The 19,670-nt window shown below is 44.5% G+C and carries 19 protein-coding genes and 5 tRNA genes; 5 read left to right on the top strand and 19 right to left on the bottom strand.

From position 1 onward, the window contains the following. Positions 1-121 precede the first annotated feature (121 nt). On the top strand, positions 122-304 hold the full coding sequence (locus CEG13_RS04440; RefSeq protein WP_239984575.1) for a YqzE family protein: 183 nt from the start codon (positions 122-124) through the stop codon (positions 302-304). Between the two features lie 52 nt (positions 305-356). Here CEG13_RS04440 and CEG13_RS04435 read toward each other — a convergent pair whose 3' ends face one another. Further along, positions 357-983 (bottom strand): MBL fold metallo-hydrolase, encoded by a 627-nt coding sequence (locus CEG13_RS04435; RefSeq protein WP_100010662.1) that lies wholly within the window; start codon positions 981-983, stop codon positions 357-359. A 160-nt stretch (positions 984-1,143) separates the two neighbouring features. On the opposite strand from CEG13_RS04435, the gene CEG13_RS04430 reads away from it, so the two are divergent. Then, positions 1,144-1,323 carry a DUF2759 family protein gene (locus tag CEG13_RS04430; RefSeq protein ID WP_100010660.1) on the top strand — a complete coding sequence of 60 codons (180 nt, stop codon included), beginning with the start codon at positions 1,144-1,146 and terminating at the stop codon, positions 1,321-1,323. Positions 1,324-1,436: 113 nt separating this feature from the next. Here the strand turns inward: CEG13_RS04430 and CEG13_RS04425 are convergent, their stop codons facing one another. The 4 genes from CEG13_RS04425 to CEG13_RS04410 all read right to left on the bottom strand — a co-directional run bounded on the left by CEG13_RS04425 (position 1,437) and on the right by CEG13_RS04410 (position 6,349). Beyond that, positions 1,437-3,395 carry an LTA synthase family protein gene (locus CEG13_RS04425; RefSeq protein ID WP_100010659.1) on the bottom strand — a complete coding sequence of 653 codons (1,959 nt, stop codon included), beginning with the start codon at positions 3,393-3,395 and terminating at the stop codon, positions 1,437-1,439. A gap of 241 nt (positions 3,396-3,636) precedes the next feature. Continuing rightward, positions 3,637-4,608: an ROK family glucokinase gene (locus CEG13_RS04420; RefSeq protein WP_100010658.1), complete on the bottom strand. Its 972-nt coding sequence runs from the start codon at positions 4,606-4,608 to the stop codon at positions 3,637-3,639. Then, complete coding sequence (locus CEG13_RS04415; RefSeq protein WP_100010657.1) at positions 4,601-4,819, bottom strand: YqgQ family protein; 219 nt, start codon at positions 4,817-4,819, stop codon at positions 4,601-4,603. The genes CEG13_RS04420 and CEG13_RS04415 overlap by 8 nt, the downstream gene beginning before the upstream one ends. Positions 4,820-4,891: 72 nt before the next feature. Continuing rightward, positions 4,892-6,349, bottom strand: a complete 1,458-nt coding sequence (locus CEG13_RS04410; RefSeq protein WP_100010656.1) for a spore germination protein — start codon at positions 6,347-6,349, stop codon at positions 4,892-4,894. A gap of 194 nt (positions 6,350-6,543) precedes the next feature. On the opposite strand from CEG13_RS04410, the gene CEG13_RS04405 reads away from it, so the two are divergent. Continuing rightward, entirely contained in the window at positions 6,544-7,398 is an 855-nt protein-coding gene (locus CEG13_RS04405; RefSeq protein WP_100010655.1) for a hypothetical protein, read from the top strand. A 36-nt stretch (positions 7,399-7,434) separates the two neighbouring features. On the opposite strand, the gene CEG13_RS04400 is transcribed toward CEG13_RS04405, so the two are convergent. From CEG13_RS04400 to rpmG, 4 genes are all read right to left on the bottom strand, one after another. Next, entirely contained in the window at positions 7,435-9,030 is a 1,596-nt protein-coding gene (locus CEG13_RS04400; protein WP_100010654.1) for a rhomboid family intramembrane serine protease, read from the bottom strand. A gap of 91 nt (positions 9,031-9,121) precedes the next feature. After that, positions 9,122-9,316: a hypothetical protein gene (locus CEG13_RS04395; protein ID WP_100010652.1), complete on the bottom strand. Its 195-nt coding sequence runs from the start codon at positions 9,314-9,316 to the stop codon at positions 9,122-9,124. A 65-nt stretch (positions 9,317-9,381) separates the two neighbouring features. Continuing rightward, a complete protein-coding gene (locus CEG13_RS04390; protein WP_100010650.1) occupies positions 9,382-9,945 on the bottom strand; it encodes a 5-formyltetrahydrofolate cyclo-ligase in 564 nt (187 codons plus the stop codon). A 235-nt stretch (positions 9,946-10,180) separates the two neighbouring features. Beyond that, a complete protein-coding gene (gene rpmG / locus CEG13_RS04385; RefSeq protein ID WP_017797039.1) occupies positions 10,181-10,330 on the bottom strand; it encodes a 50S ribosomal protein L33 in 150 nt (49 codons plus the stop codon). A 211-nt stretch (positions 10,331-10,541) separates the two neighbouring features. Here rpmG and CEG13_RS04380 point away from each other — a divergent pair, with 211 nt between their 5' ends. Together CEG13_RS04380 and CEG13_RS19055 are read left to right on the top strand one after the other, a co-directional pair. Next, complete coding sequence (locus tag CEG13_RS04380) at positions 10,542-10,772, top strand: hypothetical protein (RefSeq protein ID WP_100010649.1); 231 nt, start codon at positions 10,542-10,544, stop codon at positions 10,770-10,772. A gap of 39 nt (positions 10,773-10,811) precedes the next feature. Beyond that, the gene (locus CEG13_RS19055) at positions 10,812-11,363 is read left to right on the top strand and encodes a hypothetical protein (RefSeq protein ID WP_239984574.1); all 552 of its coding nucleotides are present in this window, start codon (positions 10,812-10,814) and stop codon (positions 11,361-11,363) included. Positions 11,364-11,413: 50 nt separating this feature from the next. On the opposite strand, the gene phoU is transcribed toward CEG13_RS19055, so the two are convergent. The 10 genes from phoU to CEG13_RS04325 all read right to left on the bottom strand — a co-directional run bounded on the left by phoU (position 11,414) and on the right by CEG13_RS04325 (position 19,658). After that, the gene (phoU, locus tag CEG13_RS04370) at positions 11,414-12,073 is read right to left on the bottom strand and encodes a phosphate signaling complex protein PhoU (RefSeq protein WP_100010648.1); all 660 of its coding nucleotides are present in this window, start codon (positions 12,071-12,073) and stop codon (positions 11,414-11,416) included. Between the two features lie 166 nt (positions 12,074-12,239). Beyond that, entirely contained in the window at positions 12,240-14,330 is a 2,091-nt protein-coding gene (locus tag CEG13_RS04365; RefSeq protein ID WP_100010646.1) for a peptidoglycan D,D-transpeptidase FtsI family protein, read from the bottom strand. A gap of 81 nt (positions 14,331-14,411) precedes the next feature. Further along, positions 14,412-15,683, bottom strand: coding sequence for an MFS transporter (locus CEG13_RS04360; RefSeq protein ID WP_100010644.1), 1,272 nt, complete (start codon positions 15,681-15,683; stop codon positions 14,412-14,414). A gap of 179 nt (positions 15,684-15,862) precedes the next feature. Then, positions 15,863-16,474 (bottom strand): superoxide dismutase, encoded by a 612-nt coding sequence (locus CEG13_RS04355; RefSeq protein WP_100010643.1) that lies wholly within the window; start codon positions 16,472-16,474, stop codon positions 15,863-15,865. 819 nt (positions 16,475-17,293) lie between these two features. After that, positions 17,294-17,366, bottom strand: a tRNA-Phe gene (locus tag CEG13_RS04350). Positions 17,367-17,409: 43 nt separating this feature from the next. Continuing rightward, positions 17,410-17,502 (bottom strand) — tRNA-Ser (locus CEG13_RS04345). A 9-nt stretch (positions 17,503-17,511) separates the two neighbouring features. Then, positions 17,512-17,588 (bottom strand) — tRNA-Ile (locus CEG13_RS04340). A gap of 10 nt (positions 17,589-17,598) precedes the next feature. Beyond that, a tRNA-His gene (locus CEG13_RS04335) sits at positions 17,599-17,674 on the bottom strand. A gap of 15 nt (positions 17,675-17,689) precedes the next feature. Then, positions 17,690-17,766, bottom strand: a tRNA-Met gene (locus CEG13_RS04330). A gap of 260 nt (positions 17,767-18,026) precedes the next feature. After that, positions 18,027-19,658 carry a Na/Pi cotransporter family protein gene (locus tag CEG13_RS04325; RefSeq protein WP_100010641.1) on the bottom strand — a complete coding sequence of 544 codons (1,632 nt, stop codon included), beginning with the start codon at positions 19,656-19,658 and terminating at the stop codon, positions 18,027-18,029. Positions 19,659-19,670: the final 12 nt, after the last annotated feature.

The following is a 19,670-nucleotide window of genomic DNA, read 5'->3' as shown; positions in this document are numbered from 1 at the left end:
TATTCGACACGTTTTGCTAAACTCCTTCTTTTTTTATAAACTTTTTTTAAAAAATTTTCCAGGGATAAATTTTGCTTATGGCGTGCATGCTTATAATAACCAATAATTTAATGAGGTGAGGATGATTTCTGGAAATGAGTATGTCCGGTTTGTTACCGAACAAGTAATGACCTATATCCATTTGCCATCAGAAGAAAGGAAAAACCGGAGACAGGAGCAGAAAAACAAACGCCCTGTTTATGCAAATAAATGGCTCGGGGTCCTGCCTTTTGCCTTTCGTACCTATTGGAAAAAAGCAGAATAGCAGATGCCGGCAATGTGGCATCTGCTGTTTTTTTGCATTAAAAAATGGCCGGCTATACAGCCCGAACAAACGGATTATGCCGCCGCTCATATCCAATGGTCGTTTCCGGTCCATGGCCTGGCAGCACAGTGAGACTGTCCTCCAGATAATAAAGCTGATCACGGATGCTTTTTTTAAGTTTTTCCATATCTCCACCCGGCAGATCGGTGCGCCCGATTCCCTGCTGGAACAGTATATCACCACTCACGATAAAACCTTGATCACGGAACAGGAAACTGATGCTTCCCGGTGAATGTCCAGGCGTATGCAGCGCCTCAAAACGAAACGAAGCAATTTCTATATGTCCAGGCTGAATAGAAAAATCCGGCCGCCCTGTTACAATTTCCTTTCCTATTAACAAACTGGAACCATTTTCATCTGGATTCGCCAGCCAGCTTGCTTCCTGTTCATGGAGATAAACCGGCAAATTGTATTCATTCCGCAATTCTTCCACCGCTCCGATATGATCAAAGTGTGCGTGTGTCAGCAAAATGGCTTTGGGTGTGAGTGACTTTTCCTGCAGAAACTCGATTACCTTTTCCGCATCTCCGCCTGGATCGACCAGCAATGCTTCCTGGTTTTGATATAAAATATATCCATTTGTTCCGAGTGGTCCTAATGCTAACTGTTTGCGTTCCATTTCATTCTCCCTCCAATCATTTTTTCCTGCTGCAGTCCTTTCAGTTTTACCTCGACAAAAAGATCATTCTGGTATAAAATAAATGTGAATGCTTGGTTACATAATAATACAAATGGAATTTTCACAGCAAACATGAACATCGTAAGGAGGAAAAAAATAGATGAATTTGCATATTGTATTGGCACTTTTATTTTTGGCAGTGGCCCTATTGGCTGTCATTTCGGTTGTCCGCCAAATGAAGTTTAAGAATTTATTTGCACTAGGGTTTTCGGCGATCACTGCACTTGTATTCGGTTTCTTCTCCATCGCAACAATTATTTCTGTCTTATCGGGATCCTAGAAGTGAAAGACGGTCTTTCCTAAAATTGGAACGGCCGTCTTTTTGTTTGCTGCATAATGATAAACCTATAGAAAAAGCTGCTTCCCCCAATGGAGAAAGCAGCTTTTTTTGCTTTAATTGTTTTCTTCTTCTTCTTTTCCTTCTTCATCTTCAAAATCCATAAACCGGAGTAGATCACCGTAAATTATATCGTCCGAGTAGCCCAGTTCTTTGTCAACTTTTTTCTGAATCGGGGCACATGGACTGGCTGGTTGTGACTGGGATTCGCCATTAGCATCACTAGATCCTTCTTCTGATGTGGACTGCTCTACCGGTTCACCAGTCTCCCGATTATAGCAGACTCCGCTGGTACTGATATAATTATCACTGACAAAGTCGCCATTTCTTAATGCAATATAATCTTTTCTTTCCTCTGCGAACAGGTCATTACCAAAGTAAATACCGTTCTCCGGCTGTTCGATACCAAGCATATTAAGCATTGTTGGCTTCATATCAATTTGCCCGGCAATTTTCGATTTCACTTCCCCTTCACCATGTCCCGGGATATGGATAAATAACGGAACACGCTGCAGCTGCACCTGATCATATGGAGTAATTTCTTCTTTGCCGAGATACTGTGCCATCGCCTTATTATGGTTGGCACTAATGCCAATATGGTCGCCCATAATTACAATGACAGAGTCTTCATAAAGACCGGCGTCTTTCAGCTGGCCAAAGAAATCTTCAATCGCCTCATCCATATATCTTACAGCCGGGAAGTAGCCATTCAGTGTACTGGAGCTGGAATCATACCGCTCGATGGATGCATCTTTTTCAGGAAGATCGAACGGAAAATGATTCGTCAATGTGATGAATTTGGAATAAAACGGCTGCTCCATGGAATTCAGATACGGAATCGATTGTTCAAAGAAAGGTTTGTCTTTCAATCCCCAGCCTGCTGAATTTTCCGGAGTTACTTCATAGGCTTTCTCTCCGTAAAATTTATCAACACCTAAACTGTTATACATGCCATCCCTGTTCCAGAAACTTTTATTATTCGCATGAAGTACAGCGGTATGGTATCCTTCATCATCGATAATTTCCGGGATGCCTTGGTATTCATTGCCGCCATGGGTGAAGAAGACCGCTCCTCTGGATAACGGGTAAAGAGAATTTTCCACTAAAAACTCGGAATCCGAGGTGTTGCCCTGTCCTGTCTGCTCATAAAAGTTCTCGAAATAATACGTGTCCTCATCCTGTGTCAAGCTGTTCAGAAATGGAGTTACTTCTTCTCCATTCACGTTATTATTGATAACAAAGCTCTGAATCGACTCTGCACTGATGAAGATGACATTTTTGTCTTCTGCGACGCCATGCATCTCTTCACTGTTTTCGTATACTTTTACATTTTCATCAATATATTCCTGAATCTCCGGCAACTCGTTTCCATCGGCAAACACGCGCTGTGATTCCGTTTTGGAATGCTGTACGATGTCATAGACATGGTAATTTAACAGCCCGACATTCTTTACCAGGTATTCCCGGTCAAACCCGCGGGTGAACAGCTGCGGACGCTCCATCTCTGCCAGGAAGAAGTTCCCTGCCAGGAGAACGAGCGACATTGCCATAGCAAACATTTTTCCGCTTTTCGGATAATCCACGGTCATTGTTTCCTGACGCTTCTTGCTGAGGTACCAGATAATTACAAGGTCGGCAAACAGCAAAATATCATATGGCTGAAGCAATGTCAAAATGCTTGACCCCAAATCGGACATGTTGCTGCCCATGAACAGCTGCGGGATCGTGATAAAATCGGAAAATTGCCGATAGAATACGAGATTCGCATAAACAAGCAATGATCCGATAAGAGCCATATAACGGATAAACTTCATCTGTCTGGAGTGCTTGTTAAACCATACACTCAGCGCAAAGACAAGAAAAGCCGACACAAATGGATTAATCAGCAAAATCAGCTCTTGCATCGAATTTTCTATTTCCATACCAAACATACGGTACACAACATACGTTTTTAGCCCAAATAAAAGCGTTGCTATTATATACAAGGGTATTTTGGGACGTTTTAATTTTTTCATTTCATTTCCTCCTGCTCTACCTAATTCTGTGTTTTCATTTTCATACCGCACACGAAACTTGTTTTTCTCATTCCCTTTACGGATAATGTTAAACGGATTTTTGTTTTTCATTAAGTTCTTGTAAATTGACCGCTATAATATAAGACGTATGGTATCATAAAAAGTTTCATTATTTTTTTCGATATCCCTATTTATATTTAATAAGTTTCTATTTTAGTAGAAAACGGCAAAAAAAGAAAGCCTAAAATTGCACATTCAGTAATTTTTGTTCGACAAGAAAAGCGCCGCCGATGATTCCTGCATCATTTCCCAGCTGGGCTGCTTTGATGTCACAAATGGCACTCACCCTTGCCAGTGCGTATTTTTCAAAGGCGATGCGGATGGCATCAATAAGCTGTTCCCCTGCTTTGGAGACACCGCCGCCAATCAGGATTTTTGAAGGGTTAATCATTGCTCCCATATTGGCAAGCACCAAGCCAAGAACATCTGCGGTTCGGTCGATAATCTGCTGGGATGCCTGATCGCCCATTTCTGCCAGCTCAAAAATATCTTTGGATGTAATTTCGCCTCTTTCACGCAATCTGGCCGCCAAAAGACTCACCGGCGCCTCTTTGGCTTCATGCATGGCCTGACGTACCATTCCGGTGGCAGATGCAACGGTCTCCAGACAGCCTCTGCGTCCGCAGTTACATAAATGCCCGCCTAGCTCTACCGTGATATGGCCGATTTCTCCAGCCATGCCATTTTCTCCGTTCAAAATCTGCCCGTTAGCGATAATACCCCCGCCGACGCCTGTGCCGAGGGTAATGGCGATCACGTTTTTCGCCTGGTTGCCTGCACCGCGCCAGTTTTCTCCCAATACAGCAATATTGGCATCATTGATCACGAATACCGGCAGTCCGGAATCCTGCTTCAATTTTTCAGCGAGCGGAAAGTCCTTCCAGCCAACATTGACTGCTTCATAAACAAAGCCAGTCTCTCCATCAATGAATCCTGGTGCCCCCACACCCATGCCGAGGATGTCGGTTTTGTCTGTGCCTGAGGCGGCCATATGAGCGGTAATGGACTGCCAGATATCAGCTGTTATCCCCGCTCCTCCTTTTTCCTTTTTTGTCGGAATTTCCCATTTGTCCAGTATATCGCCGGAATCTGACAGCATTCCTATTTTAACAGTGGTCCCTCCAATATCAATGCCGATTACCTGTTTACTCATTTGCATCGCTTCCCCTCTGTTTGCCTATTTGCGATAGTTCTTTTCGTATGCATAAGGTCGCTTGTGTGTATTCATCTGCTGTAATAAACTGCCATTTATACAGCTCATTTATTTCTATATCCATCATTTTCAAATCACCGGTCCTGTCCCCGGTGTAGATAAACGTGCCGTATTTTTTCAGCAGCTGCTGAACATCATAAATCGATCTCATATTCTCCCCATTCTTTCTAAAGGAATCCATATACAGAAAGAATATTATAACAGAAAAAACCCGGATCGTCTATTACTTATCCGGGTCCTTCGGGTTCAAAAAAGTTGGTCTTCTGTTTTTTAGCGGGATTGGCGAGCGGATGAAAATATCCCGGAATGGCCGGTAAGAAAAAGGCATAAATGGCCATAAGTAACCGACATTAAATGTTTTCATACTGATAAGGTAAAGCAGCCACAGGGTAATCCCCACAACATAGCCGAACACCCCAAATGCTGCGGTTGCCAAGAGCAAATAAAGGCGGGTTATACGGTTGGCAAGACTGATTTCATAACTTGGTGTTGCATAGGTGCCGATAGCGGCTACTGCCAGATACAAAATAACTTCATTGGAAAAGAGGCCAACCTCGACCGCCACCTGGCCGATAAGAATTGCCGCTACCAGTCCGAGCGCAGTGGCCAGCGAGGAAGGAACATGAATCGCTGCCATCCTTAACGCATCGATCCCGAACTCCGCCAGCAGGAACTGAACAAGCAGCGGGATCGCTCCAATCTCCGCCGGCCCGATAAATCCCAGATTTTCAGGAAGCAGCTCAGGGTTCGTTGACAGCAGATAATACATCGGCAAGAAAAAGATCGAAGCAAAAATGGCCATAAAACGAATCAGCCGCAGATATGCGCCAACCATCGGCTTTTGCCGGTATTCTTCAGCATGCTGCAGGTGATGCCAGTAAGTGGCGGGCGTGATCATCACACTGGGAGAACCATCAATAACTACCAGTATGTGGCCCTCGTATAAATGAGCGGCTGATGTATCCGGTCGTTCCGTATATCGTATGGTTGGAAAAGGGTTCCAGTGTCTGCCGCTGAGATACTCTTCAATCGTCTTTTCCGCCATGGGGAGCCCGTCGGTATCGATTTTTTCCAGTGTATGCTTTAAATGATTGATGCGTTTTTTATCGGCAATGTCCTCAATATAGCAAAGAGCAATGTCTGTTTTGGACCTCCTTCCTATTTGCAGATATTCCATGCGCAGCGTACGGTCCCTTACCCTTCTGCGGATCAAAGCGGTGTTAAACACAAAGGTTTCTACAAAACCATCACGCGAGCCCCGAACTACCCGTTCCAGATCGGGTTCGGCAGGCTGCCTTGCCGGGTAGGTTCTGGCATCAATCATAATGATTTTTTCCATCCCCTCGACGACAAGTGCCGATGGTCCGGCGAGAACAAGTTCAGCCGCCTGCTTTAAATCATCCTGCTGACCGATCTCTATATAAGGAATGTAAGTTTTAATCAATTTGGAAAATGGATCAGGATCCAGCGCTCCCTCATCCAATTTAGCCAGCAATTTCATCAGCAAATGCAAGATATCATCTTTAACAAACCCATCGATTAAAAACAGAGCCATTCGTTTGCCGGCATACTCCAGATCCAGCTGAATGACATCAAAACTTTTATCCACACCAAGATGGTCTTTTATATATGCAACATTTTTGTCAAACGAATCATATAGAGGTACTTTCTCCTTATTCATACAGTCACCCAATATCTTCTCAAGTTTACTAATTAGTTTGGGCAGTCCGTACGATCCTATACACCAATCAGCAATTCATAAATTGGGAGGCTTGTTCATACATTTATGAATAGAAAACTAGGGCTTATCGCCAGGCTTTAGGTGTACAGCCATTGTTCTATTTGCAGTTAGAATGAATTTAAGGATGGGGCCTTATGAAGAAAAATAGATACATTTTATCAGTTGGCATTATATTTGCGGCTGCGGCGGCATTATACCTGTTTTTGTGGGATGAAAAGCCGGCAATTACCTATTTTCCCCCGGATGATGCGGTGGCCTTTACCGAAGCCGCTTCTCATCTTTCCCTGTCTTCCCCAACCGGCAATGATTCCTATGAGATCAACTGGACAAGCAGCTCACTCAGTGACAAGCCAATGTATTTGCGGCAGGACGTATCTCTCTTGTTCGATAATGGCAGGCTCCTTGGTCTGCGAAGTGAATGGGAGCAGGATACGGACAGGATAGAAATCAGAGAAAAAGTCTCTCGTGAAGACAGCAGTTTTTTTGAGGTGATTTCCTTTCACCATGGGGAAATTCATTATCCTAATGATCAGATTAAAAGCATTCAGCTAATGTCTCAGGATCATTTGTATGTCATCGATTCACCTGCTTCAACATTAGATTCCTTCACAGCACCGGAGGGCGAGTTTGAGGAGGAATGGCAGCATCGGCTTGAGCGGACGATGAAGCAGCAGCTTCTGTATGAATGGCAGCAGCTGTTTGCCCATTACCAGATCGACACAGATGCCTATTTGGCTGTGCCGCTTACCAGCCTGCCAAATTACAGCAATGAACCGCTCCCTTCTATGACCCAAGAGCAAACAGCGAAAATTATTGGCCAGCTTTGGGAAGGGTTATATAAAAATTACATCATCCCAGCAGCCAATACCAAAGGAGATTCCCTGGAAAGTTATGTGCCGATCATTCTTTTTCATAAGGATAAAAACCACCTGCTAGTACTGTTTGAATTAAACGGCGAAAAACAGCGGCTGATCCAATCCTATTCTTAAACCGGCTTACCGTAGCTCAGGCGGTAAGCCGGTTTATTAATCAGGTGCATCTCCGGTAATTTCTTCATACAATTCACGGAAAGAGGAATCTTCCGGTCTCAGCCGATAAGCGGTTTCGATCATATGCTCCGCTTCACTGATCCGGCCATCACCATAATAAAGCAGGGCAAGGTTGTAATAGGCCTCGGGCAGGGTGTTTTCCGCTTCAATGCTCCGCTCCAGATCTTCCAAGGCCAATTCCGTTTCCCCCATCTCAATATAAGCGTAGGAGCGCTGGAAAAGCAGAGCCGCATCCATATCCCCTTCCAAATCCAGGCCTACATTCGCGGATTCAACCACCTGTTGATAATCCTCTTGCTGGAGATGCTCTTCTATCAGAATCAAGTGATAAGACTGACTGGACCTGTTTTGCTCAATTCCATAGTGGACCAGTCCATAAAGCGAAGCAGCATAAACTATAGCGGCGATCAGCTGTTTTCCAAGTTTCCGCCGCTTCGGCATATTGCATACCCCGGCAGCAATAAACCCGGCAAACAGTCCGCCCAAATGTGCCGCATTGTCAATTTGCTGAATAGAAAAGCCGAAAACGATATTGATGCCGATTAAAACCAGTACATTCATGCCCATCGTTTGAAAAAATATTCTCTTATGAAGCAGGCCAAAAAACAAGAGCGCCCCAAACAAACCAAACAGGGCACCGGAAGCACCGGCAGAAACATTTGCGGAAAAGGCGAAACTGGCCAGACCTCCGCCGATCCCGGCTAAAAAGTAAATCACAATAAACCTGAAAGAACCGAAAATCCTTTCCACCAGGGAACCAATATAATAAACAGCCAGCATATTCATGAATAAATGAAGAAAGCCAATGTGCAAAAACATGGAAGTGATAATCCGCCACCACTCACCATCCGCAATGATTGCCGGGTTGTATTTAGCTCCAAAATCAATCAGATCCTCGACCGATGTACTGCTCCCGTTTCGTTCCAGCAAGAAAAACACCAGCAAATTGACTGCCAGCAAGATATAAGTAAAAAACGGTTTGCCAAAGGTAAATAACTGTTCAGCTGCTTCCTGCCTTTTTGCAAGGGAATCTGCCAGATAAATCCGGTATTTACGAACATCTTCCTCCATCTCCTCTTCTGAAACTGGAGTGTCCACCGGATTTTTTGGCAAGGATGCATCCACAGCGGAGAACAGCCGGCTTGTTTCCTCCATTTTCTCCTCAGCCGATATGTAATAGACGTTCATTTGCAGTTGAGGGTGCTGCTTCAGCTTTAGTGGCCCTTTCAATTCTTCCCATTCATCTACCGGGGCATATTCAGCCACATAAACGTTATGCAGTTCAACCTGTCTTTTTTCAAACTTCCGCCGCATCGCTCCAGCCTGTTGAAAAACATGTTCCACGGCCTGTTTGAGCTGGTTTTTCCAGTCAAATCCCCGGTGTGCAAAGCGAATCACCGTAGATGTTCTCTTTCCGGACCGCTCCAGCCAAATTTCTCCGGTACGCTGGTGAAATTGGCTCACTTCATATCCTTCACTACTAAGCTGATGAAGGTGCAGCACTTCAAATCCTTCTTTTTCCACCAGATGAACGGCGAGCCGGTACATTCGGTATGCTTCCGCCAAATACATGCTAAAGTCCCCCTCCGCGCCCTTATCATACCAGATTCCCTAAAAAAGAAAAAAGAAGCTGTCTTTACCGGCTTCTTTTTTTCAAACTTGTTTATGCTTTTGTTTTTGGTGATGTGAACAGGGCCGGCAGCAATTTATCCTTCAACGCCGGCATATTCATCGACAGTGTGACCGCAAGTCGCCTCAATACACTGACGGCAAGAATCGTATTCATGATACGGTAGCGCCATTTGAACAGGATGGAAAACAGTCCTAGGACTGCAGTGAAAATAATGGCAGCACGCATAATAACACCCTCTTATTTGTCATGGTATTATTAGTTATGTTCCTTCTTGTGATAATTATGCATGCTTAGCTTGCCGCTGTAACCCCTGTCTCTGTAATAAGATAGTCGACTGGAATATCAAAAGGTTCGCGTGGCAGTTTTTCCTTTAGCTGGCTCGCAGTGAGCAAGGATGCCGAAAGATTAGGGAAATCAGGAAGAAAACGGTCATAGTATCCGCCGCCAAAGCCTACCCGATAGCCTTCTTTATCAAAAAGCAGCCCAGGAACAATCAGAAAATCAATCGTCCCCTTCTCCCTTTCCGCCGTTTGATTCGGATCAGGCTCCAGCAATTTAAAGGACGCCATTTTCAGCTGGTCAAATGATTTCAGTTCATGAAATATCATTTCTCTTTCAGCTGGTACACAGCGGGGGACACAAACCGTCTTTCCTTCGTTCCATGCTGCTTCGATTATCGGTCTGGTGTTCCATTCAAAATCCCGGGAAACGGTGATGCCTATGCTCCCGGACTTTTGCCACAACGAAGATGCAAGCAGCTGTTTCTTCAACTGCTGCTCGATATTCGCCCGTTCCGGCTGGCGAATAGACTGCAAGTCGGTTATCGCCCTTCTTCTCAGTTCATGTTTATTCAATCCAACCACCCTTCCTCTTATTTTTCTTTGAATGTTTTCTAAAAATTTTTCGCAATATTTATAAACTGTGATGTAAAATCAGTGTGGGTTATGATAGCCGCTGCGGAAAGCGGAATGTATTTCCGTAGCGGCAGTAGATACGTGACAGTATCCATCAACTACAAAATAAAAAATCGCCTCATACAAATAAAACTCTTACCAGTAATTGATAAGAGTTTCATTCAAGCGAAACGGGTTATTTGGTTTCGCGGTGCAATGTGTGTTTTTTTAAACGTGGTGAGTATTTCATCAGCTCAATACGCTCAGGGTTGGTCCGTTTATTTTTTGTTGAGATATAGTTACGGTCTCCTGTTTCTGTACAAGCCAAGGTAATGTTAACGCGCATAAATAATCCCTCCAGACTGTAAAAACTTAAGCTTAACCATTAGCAATTCGTATTTCAGACTTATTTATAATAGCAGATCCTGAAGAATCTATCAAGCTTGGGACACGAAAAAAATTTTGGTTTTCTCCTGCCTGATTCTATGTTATAACTATTATTGTAGCATATAATGCAGATATGTGCGGAAATATGCAGAAAATTGGAGGGGTGAAACATGCTTTATGCCGTCATTGCAGTGCTGGCGATTGCTGTGGTGCTGTTCGCTTTATCATTTTTCATGAATGATAAATTCGAAAATCTGGAAGGCCAAATCGAACAACTTTCCATCACGACGATGCAGGATACATATCAGATGAAGAAGAAAATAAAGATTCTGGAAGAAGAATTGCTCACGCCGGAGGAACTGACCAAGAACAGCGAAGGCCAGGACAGACGCCCCCTTTAATCTAAGGGCAGACTACTATACCATTAGAAGGAGAAAAATATGAAACAGCCAGTACGTTCATTCTCAATTGGACTATTTGCAGCTGGGATTATCATGCTGATCGGATGGTTTGTCGCTGATACCACCTCAACGGAGGCTGAGCAAATGTCTGTTGAGGATATGATTGCGGCCGTAGAACAGGAAGGATACCATGTGCTGACAGAAGAGGATTATATTTCTCTGTCGGTCAGCGAGGATGACACCAGCGAAGAAAATGCCGAAGAGGAAACTACAGAAGACACAGCAGCAGATGAAGGAGATACAGAAGAAACCACAGACAATCAGGATTCAGGGTCTGAAGAATCAGGGGAAGACACCGAAACAGAAGAAGCAGGCGGAGATGAGGAGACCTCCTATACGCTGAACATTGAAGAAGGCATGGCTTCCTCCGATATCAGTGCTACCCTTGAAGAGAATCAGATCGTTGAAGATGCAGAAGAATTTAACCAGTATTTAAATGAAAATGAATACAGTCTGCTGATCCAGATTGGAGAATATGAATTATCCTCACGTATGAGTCATTTTGAAATAGCCGAGGAAATCACAAATTAAGCAAAAGACCGGCAAATGGATGCCGGTCTTTTGCTTTTATTTATTTGAGATTAATTCAAATTATAGTTTTCCCCTTTTACAAGGTAAAGAATGTTTTCACCGATATTGGTAATATGATCAGCAAACCGCTCCAGGTATCTTCCACAGAAAGCGATCTGCATAACATACTGAATTTTATCCGGATTGGTTGCTGTTTCCCCGAGCAGCTCACTGACGGTGCGCTTGTATAACTTATCCACCGTGTCATCCATTTCCGATAATTTCCTTGCGAGCGAGATATCTTCATTTTTAAAAGCTGTCACGGCTGCCTGCAGCATTTCCAGGGCAGCATCATGCATCGCCTGCAGATTTTCCGGCACAGGCCTTGCTCCGTTTTCCTCCCCGAGACGAATGGTTGCGCTTGCGATGTTTTTCGCGTTATCCCCCATCCGTTCCAAATCTGTTGCAATTTTCAGGGCGACAATCACCCGCCTGAGATCGGTGGCAACCGGCTGTTGCTTGGCAATCAGCAAGATGGTTTTATCATTCAGATCCATTTCTTTTTTGTCGAGCAGTTTATCATTTTCGATGACTTGTTTTGCTGCATCGATATTCTGCTTGAATAAGGCCTCGATGGAATTGGTCAGAGCGGTTCCTGCTAATTCCGCCAACTCTACAATTTCCTTGTTTACTTCCTGCAGTTCATTATGAAAAAGATCTCGTGTGGTCATATGAATCCTCTCCTTTTCTCCCGGCTATCAGCTTTTTTCAAAAACGTTATCGCCATTATAATTCATTAGTATTAACCTGTCTTTAACCGGATGTAAAATATATGTAAACCCAAAAAAAACAAGCCTCCGTTTATCTGGTAAACCAGGGCTTGCTTTAATACTATCCTTATTCTTCTGCTGCCTCTTCATCTCTGTCTTCTTTAATGTCAAAGTAGGCATCCATGATTCGTTCGCCGATTCGATGGTTAATCGGATAGCGGCCGCTTTCATCTCCCATATTAGGTACAAGGACCGCGAAAGCAACTTCCGGTTCATCAAAAGGTGCATAGCCGGCAAGGGTGAGGTTGACGGTTTCGTAATGTTCCCCATCAATAAACAAATCATTCTCGGCGGTACCGGTTTTTCCGGCAGGGTTATAATCTTTGTCCTCAAAATAACTGTACGCCGTCCCGTCCGGTGTTTGGAATACCCGGCGGAATCCTTCCTGGACACGTTCGATATTGTCCTGATCCATTTGAATCCGGTTCAGCACTTCTGTGTTCATGCTTTCGTACAACGGACCAACCTGGCCTTCTGTGGCAACCGGCTGGCGGATTTCCTTCACCAGGTGCGGTCTCACGCGATAGCCGTCATTGGCAATCGTGGCCATATACTGGGCAAGCTGCATCGTTGTATACGTATCATACTGTCCGATCGCAAAGTCCATTAAAAGACCCGGCGTGACTCCGCTTTCGCCTTCAAATCCGGTCGATTCAAACGGAAAGTCAATCCCGGTTGAGACACCCAGACCAAACTGCTGGAAATAATTACGCATTTCCTGCCAGGCTGAGGAGTCAAACGAGATCGTGGCTCTTTCCGGCAGCGGGTGTCTGGTTTCTCCACCCATGCGCATGGCAATATAATACATGTAAACGTTGGAAGAAACTTGCAGAGCTTCATAATCGTTTACCCAGCCGTGATTGACTAAAGACGCCTTTACTTGCCCGTTCGCGAGCATCAGCGGTTCATCGTAGAATGACTGTCCCGGACGGATGACGCCTGACTGGTAGCCTGCCAGCACGGTTGCTCCTTTAATGACAGACCCCGGACGGTGCGCATCGTAGAGGGTTTTTAAAGCTCCGCTATCAAATTCATCATCTTCCCTGTCATATGTCTGTCCGGAAACTGCCAGGAGTTCCCCGGTTTGCGGATCCATAACAACAGCCATGGCATCTTGCAAGTGCCGGTTGCCATAAGGATCATCCGCAATTGCGGCAGCAAGCTCTTCCTGTACAATCTGATCAACCTGCTGCTGGAATTCCATGTCAATGGTTAATACCAGATCCTTGCCCCGCTGTCCCTCTACGACTGTTTCCGTATTCATGATATTTCCATTCTGGTCGGTCGTATACTGAATTTGTTCTTTCCGGCCCCGCAGCGCATTTTCGTACTGTTCTTCCAGGCCGCTGGTACCCACCCGGTCATTTCGGCTGTAGCCGCGGGTCAGATAATACTCCTCCAGTTCTGCAGGTATTCCTTGATCCCGTGAGGTTATACTCCCCAGCAGCTGATTGAATGTGCTGTCCTCATACGGATATGCACGGTTCCAGTCTGTTGTCGCGTTTACTCCAGGAAGTTTATCGAGGTTTTCTGCCACCCTGGCATATTCTTCCATCGTGACACCTTCGTTCTTCACAACATGCGGTGTCAGCGAGTAAGCCTGGTCCAGCTCTTTCTTAATCGCAATAACCTGCTTCTGCTCATCAGACAAATTACTTATTGCTTCTTCGGGTATTTGATCCAGTACGACATTATAAAACTCGCCGTTATCCATGTCAGCGGCTTCCTCAGCCGGGATCTGGCTCTCCAGTTCATCTACTTCCTCATCCGATTGTTTCAGATAAAAATATTCCTTTCTGTTCCGTTCGGTTATGTCTTCAACCGAATCCTCGCTCATGGTAATGTACTGAGCCAGTTGTTCGGCCACTTCCAGCCGTTTCTCTGCCGTCACACCCTTTGGCGGCGTATACGTAATTGAGTAGACAGGCTCATTATCGACCACCAAGTCCAGGTTGCTGTCATAAATTTTTCCCCTTGGAACAGGGACGCTCGTCGTATCCTGAATCGTCCGATCAATTTCCTCCTGAAAATCTTCCCCATTTAAAATCTGTACCACACCAAGCTGCAGTATCAGCACAGAAAACAAAAGAAATACGATAAAAAATATTATATTTAAACGAAAGGGAAGCTGCGCACGCTTTTTTCTTTTTTTCCCCATTCACTCTCCCCCAATATCATCCAAGTTCATAAATGCTGTCCTTTTTGATTATAACATTTTTTCCCTCAGATTCTAACAGGTTTAGCGATTTTTTTCATCCGTTATTTGATCTTCAATGATCATGCCTTGTTTATTGGAGCTTTGCAAGTAAATATCTTTAACGAACAGGTAAATAAATAAGTGCCCTGTTCCGAATATAACAAGCAGCCAAGGGATGATATCCTCCGCCGGCATCAAAGAAACTGCAAGCAAAAACACCAAAATGGAAGTGACACGGCCGATATTGACGAATAATTCCCTTACAACGATATATTCCACCCGAAGTTCCTTTGCCCTCCACGCCTTGCCGATGACATCATAGGTCATGGAGTTATAAGGGACATTTATAATCGGATAAGCCATCCCGATAAAAATCGCGTAGACAATCAACAGCGGATAGCTGATATCAAACAAAATAATAAAAATGGAGAAGTAAAGGATGGAGGCTCCAAGCAATATTGATTTTTTTCGCAAATACGGTTTAATAAATTTTGTCGCAATAAAATAAAAAACGAACGAAAGCCCGGAAAGCACAAGATTAAAAACGCCAAGGGAAAATTCGCTCCCAGTAACCAGATACACCCAGATCGAGATGACAAATACGAAAATTCCTTCCCTCAACCCCTGTGTCACATGGGCAGACAAAATCCGTCTCCAATTTCTGTTATGGTTTCTCTCGTTCAGGATCCGTCTAAAATGAAAACTGCCCTCTGCCTGGCGCCGGTTGATAAAAAAGCTGGAGATGACTGCCAGGATAAATAAACCAAAAGAAATCGCAAAAATTGTCGTATAACCCATGCCCTCTGTCATCTTCGCAATAATGATCCCGGCCATCAGGGGTCCGATCATTCCACCAAACGACTGAAGCACACCTAAAAAACCATTGAAAATGTCCCTTGTCTCCGGTTCAGTAATTTCAAATGTCAGGACATTAAAGGCCAGCCAATAAAACCCATAACCAATTCCCAGCACGCTTCCAAGCAGGAAATTGTATTTCGACGCCTGATCACCAATAATCAGCACAGTTAAAAAAAACAGGGACAAAAATATGACACCCAGCCTCAGGACAATAACACGGTCCACTTTTTTCGCGAATTTCCCCGCCAAAATAAACGCTGCCGGCTGAAACAAATAAACCGCCAGATTGTAAACGGCAATGGTGACATAATCGCCGGACTGCCTCCATAAGTAAATGTTGACAAACGTGTTGGACAGAAAAATCCCTAAAAAGTATAACCCACCTATTGTCAAAAGCAACATTAAATCACGGTTAATATCAAATTTTTGCTGGTAATACTGTAAATTTAATCGCATAGCAATACTCCTTTTGCTCTTTCTTAGTGTGAGCATATGGAGGAGAGATATGCAAAAACAGGAGGATAAAGAAAAATGAGCTTGTTTCAAGATTGTTATGGAGAAAGAATGATTACGCTGCTGCAAATAAAAAAACACGGGAGATCCCGTGTTTTTTTTATAAGCTTATATATTGTGCATTATTTTGCTGATTGATAATTCTTTTCCACTTCGTCCCAGTTTACCACATTCCAAAATGCGGACACATAATCCGGGCGTTTGTTTTGATATTTAAGGTAATATGCATGCTCCCACACGTCAAGGCCAAGCAATGGAGTTTTTCCTTCCATAATTGGTGTATCCTGGTTTGGTGTGCTGGTGATTTCCAATTCCCCGTTATTCAGAACGAGCCAAGCCCAGCCGGAGCCAAAGCGCCCTGTTGCTGCAGCTGCAAATTCTTCCTGGAATTTGTCAAAGCTGCCGAATTTGGAGTTAATTTTATCCGCAACTTCACCAGTTGGCTCACCGCCGCCGTTAGGAGAAAGCACTTTCCAGAATAGGCTATGGTTTGCATGTCCGCCGCCGTTGTTGCGCACTGCTGTCCGTGCATCCTCAGGGACTGCATCCAAATTGCCCAGCAGCTCTTCCACGGACTTGTCCTGCAGATCTGCATGACCTTCCAAAGCACCATTCAATTTGGTCACATACGTGTTGTGATGCTTCGTATGGTGAATGTTCATGGTTTCTTTGTCGATTGTTGGTTCTAGTGCGTCATAAGCGTAAGGTAGTTCTGGTAATTCAAATTTTGCCATTTCTTACTCCTCCTCTAATAAAAATTATTATTAAAAGGATTGAAAATTCACCCTTTAATGTAAAGGTTATCAGAGCTTTATTAGATGTGCAACTTTTATGCTTTTAACGATAAAGCTGTTTTCCCCTACTTAATTACAATTCCACATTTGGCAGTGTTTGAAACCTCGTTAGAGTGATTTTTTAAATTGTTCTTTCACAAAATCTATAGACTGTAACGTAATCCTGCCGCTCCGGAAATACCCTTCGCTTTCCGCGGGAAGCTGCCGAGCCCCCTTGTGCTTGCGCACTTCGGGGTCTCGCCTAGGCTTTTCTTCCCGCAGGAGTCTTCGGATATTTCCTACGCTGGTGGTGTTGTTTTTTTAAAATCAACTACAGAAGCCTGCATTGTTGATGGTTGATTGGATTGGAGGACAGCCAACTGCTGCGGGAACAAACTTTCGATGGGGCGAGTAATCTCAGTCCCACGAGCCTAGACCTGAACAGCGGTAGTATTCGGCGAAGAGGTTGAAGCCGTGCCCTAAGATGCGCGGGTACCCACAGTGGAAATCAATCATAAAAAGTGTATGTTGTTCTTTTAATTTAAAAAGCAGTAACAAAGCACACAGTCAGCGGAGGAAATACCCCGAGACTCCTGCGGGATTGTAAGCCTCGGTGAGACCCCGCAGCGCGACAGCGCGAGGAGGCTCACCAGCGCCCGCGGAAAGCGAGGGGTATTTCCGGAGCGGTAGTTAATGCTCCATAATCATTACGTCGTATTTTCCATCAACTGTAAACTGGTATAAAAACAAAAAAACAAGCGTTCAGCTTGTTTGGGAAGGTGGCTCGGGACGGAATCGAACCGCCGACACACGGATTTTCAGTCCGTTGCTCTACCGACTGAGCTACCGAGCCTTATTTGGTTTTGATATCTGATCTCTGACTTCTAAAATATGTATGGAGGAGGTAGAGGGATTCGAACCCCCGCGCGGTTTGACCCGCCTGTCGGTTTTCAAGACCGATCCCTTCAGCCAAACTTGGGTATACCTCCGCTTGAAAATGGTGGACCCTGCAGGACTCGAACCTGCGACCGATCGGTTATGAGCCGATAGCTCTAACCAGCTGAGCTAAGGGTCCTTCTTATATATGGGGCGACCGGTGGGGATCGAACCCACGAGTGCCGGAGCCACAATCCGGTGCGTTAACCACTTCGCCACGACCGCCATGATAATAAAAACTGGTGGCGGCAGAGGGGATCGAACCCCCGACCTCACGGGTATGAACCGTACGCTCTCGCCAGCTGAGCTACGCCGCCATGTTGTCAATAAAGCTATAGAAAAATATCTTTTAAAATTGGAAAGAAAAACTGGCAGCCAAGGCTGTCATGAAGCTTTCAATAATAATTAGCGACGAAATATAATTTACCATGTACGACAGAATCTGTCAATATCTTTTTTGCAAATGCAAACTGTTTTCTTTATGACTATTAAGCAACATTAAATACTATAGCACCACCCGAGCAGGAATTCAACTAAAAAACCGGCAAAAAAAAGAGAAGGGGTTCCTCCCTCCTCTTTAACCTTTCTCGCCCAATACCTCTTCCGCAATATTTACCGCGTGATCGCCAATCCGTTCCAGGTTGCTGATGATATCCACAAATACAATGCCTGCAGATCCGGAGCACTGTCCTTCATTTACCCGAATAATATGTTTCTTGCGATAATTGCGTTCCATGCTGTCAATCTGATCTTCTTTCTGAACAACGGCAAGCGCTTCTTCTCTGTCATTTGTATCCAGCGCACGAACCGCCTGTTTTACGGTGAGAATGGTCAAATCAAACATGTTATTCAAATCCTCTTCCGCCTGTTCGGTTAAATTGACCTTATTGGACATTTTATAATCGATCAGTTCCAGAATGTTTTCAAAATGGTCCCCGATCCGTTCAATATCTCTTACAGAATCCATTAAAGCGGTATGTTTAGCACTTTCCGCTTCAGTGAGTGATTCAGAAGAGATGTTTATCAGATAGTTGGTAATCTCCTTGTCCAGATTATTCAGCGCTCCCTCAAGCTGCATAGCCATATCCGAATGCTTCTGCTGATGGGTGGACAGATACTGGTTTGTTTCTTCCAGTCCCTGAACAGCATAGTCTCCCATGCGAATAACTTCTTCCTTAGCCTGATCCAAAGCTAGTGTGGACGACTGCTGGATAAAAATCGGATCCAGATGCTTCGGTTTGTATTCAACCAGTGCATCTTCCCCGGGGATCAGTTTGGTTATCATCCAGGCAATCCCTGCGATGAATGGAAACTGGACAATGGTGTTCACTAAATTAAAGCTTCCGTGTGCAAAGGCGATGGTCATCTCTTCATTCAGATTGAACTGACCTTGAAGGAATGTCACATACTGTGTGAACACCCCTAACAGTAAAAGACCGATTGTCGCACCAACCATGTTGAAAAACACATGCGTGGCAGCCGCGCGCTTGGCTGCTACAGTCGTACCGATCGAAGCAAGCACCGCGGTGATCGTTGTACCAATATTATCACCGAATAGTACTGGCAAGGCGGCTTGCAATTCAATCGCCCCTTGATCATACAATCCTTGCAGAATGCCGATGGTTGCACTGGAGCTTTGCACGATAACGGTAAACACGGTACCGATCACAACACCAAGGATAGGTGTATTACTCATGCTTACAGTCAATTCCTGGAAAGCTTCCACTTCACGGAGCGGTGACATCCCGCTGCTCATGAGCTCAAGACCGAAGAAAAGTGCACCAAAACCAAAGACAGCTTGTCCAATTGCAGTGATTCTCTGATTTTTAAAGAAAAACAAGAGCACACACCCGACAAAAATAATCGGCAGTGCATAGGCACCCAAATCTATTCCTATGATGAATGCAGTAACCGTTGTTCCAATGTTGGCACCCATAATCACACCGATCGCCTGGCGGAATGTCATAAATCCGGCATTAACCAGGCCGACGGTCAATACAGTTGTTCCCGAACTGCTCTGAATCAGAATCGTTACGATCATACCGGCAAGCACACCTAAAAATGGATTGCTTGTAAACCTGTCCAGTATATCCCTGAGACGATCCCCGGCAGAACGCTGCAAACCTTCCCCCATGTATTTAATCCCAAGAAGAAAAATCCCCAGTCCGCCAATGAACTCAAATATTAATGTCTGTACATCAATTTCCACTTTTTACCCGCC

Source organism: Lentibacillus sediminis (genome assembly GCF_002763455.1).
Lineage (GTDB): Bacteria > Bacillota > Bacilli > Bacillales > Amphibacillaceae > Lentibacillus_D > Lentibacillus_D sediminis_A.
The sequence above is the reverse complement of the archived record's forward strand: the minus strand, read 5'-3'. Positions and strand labels throughout refer to the sequence as shown.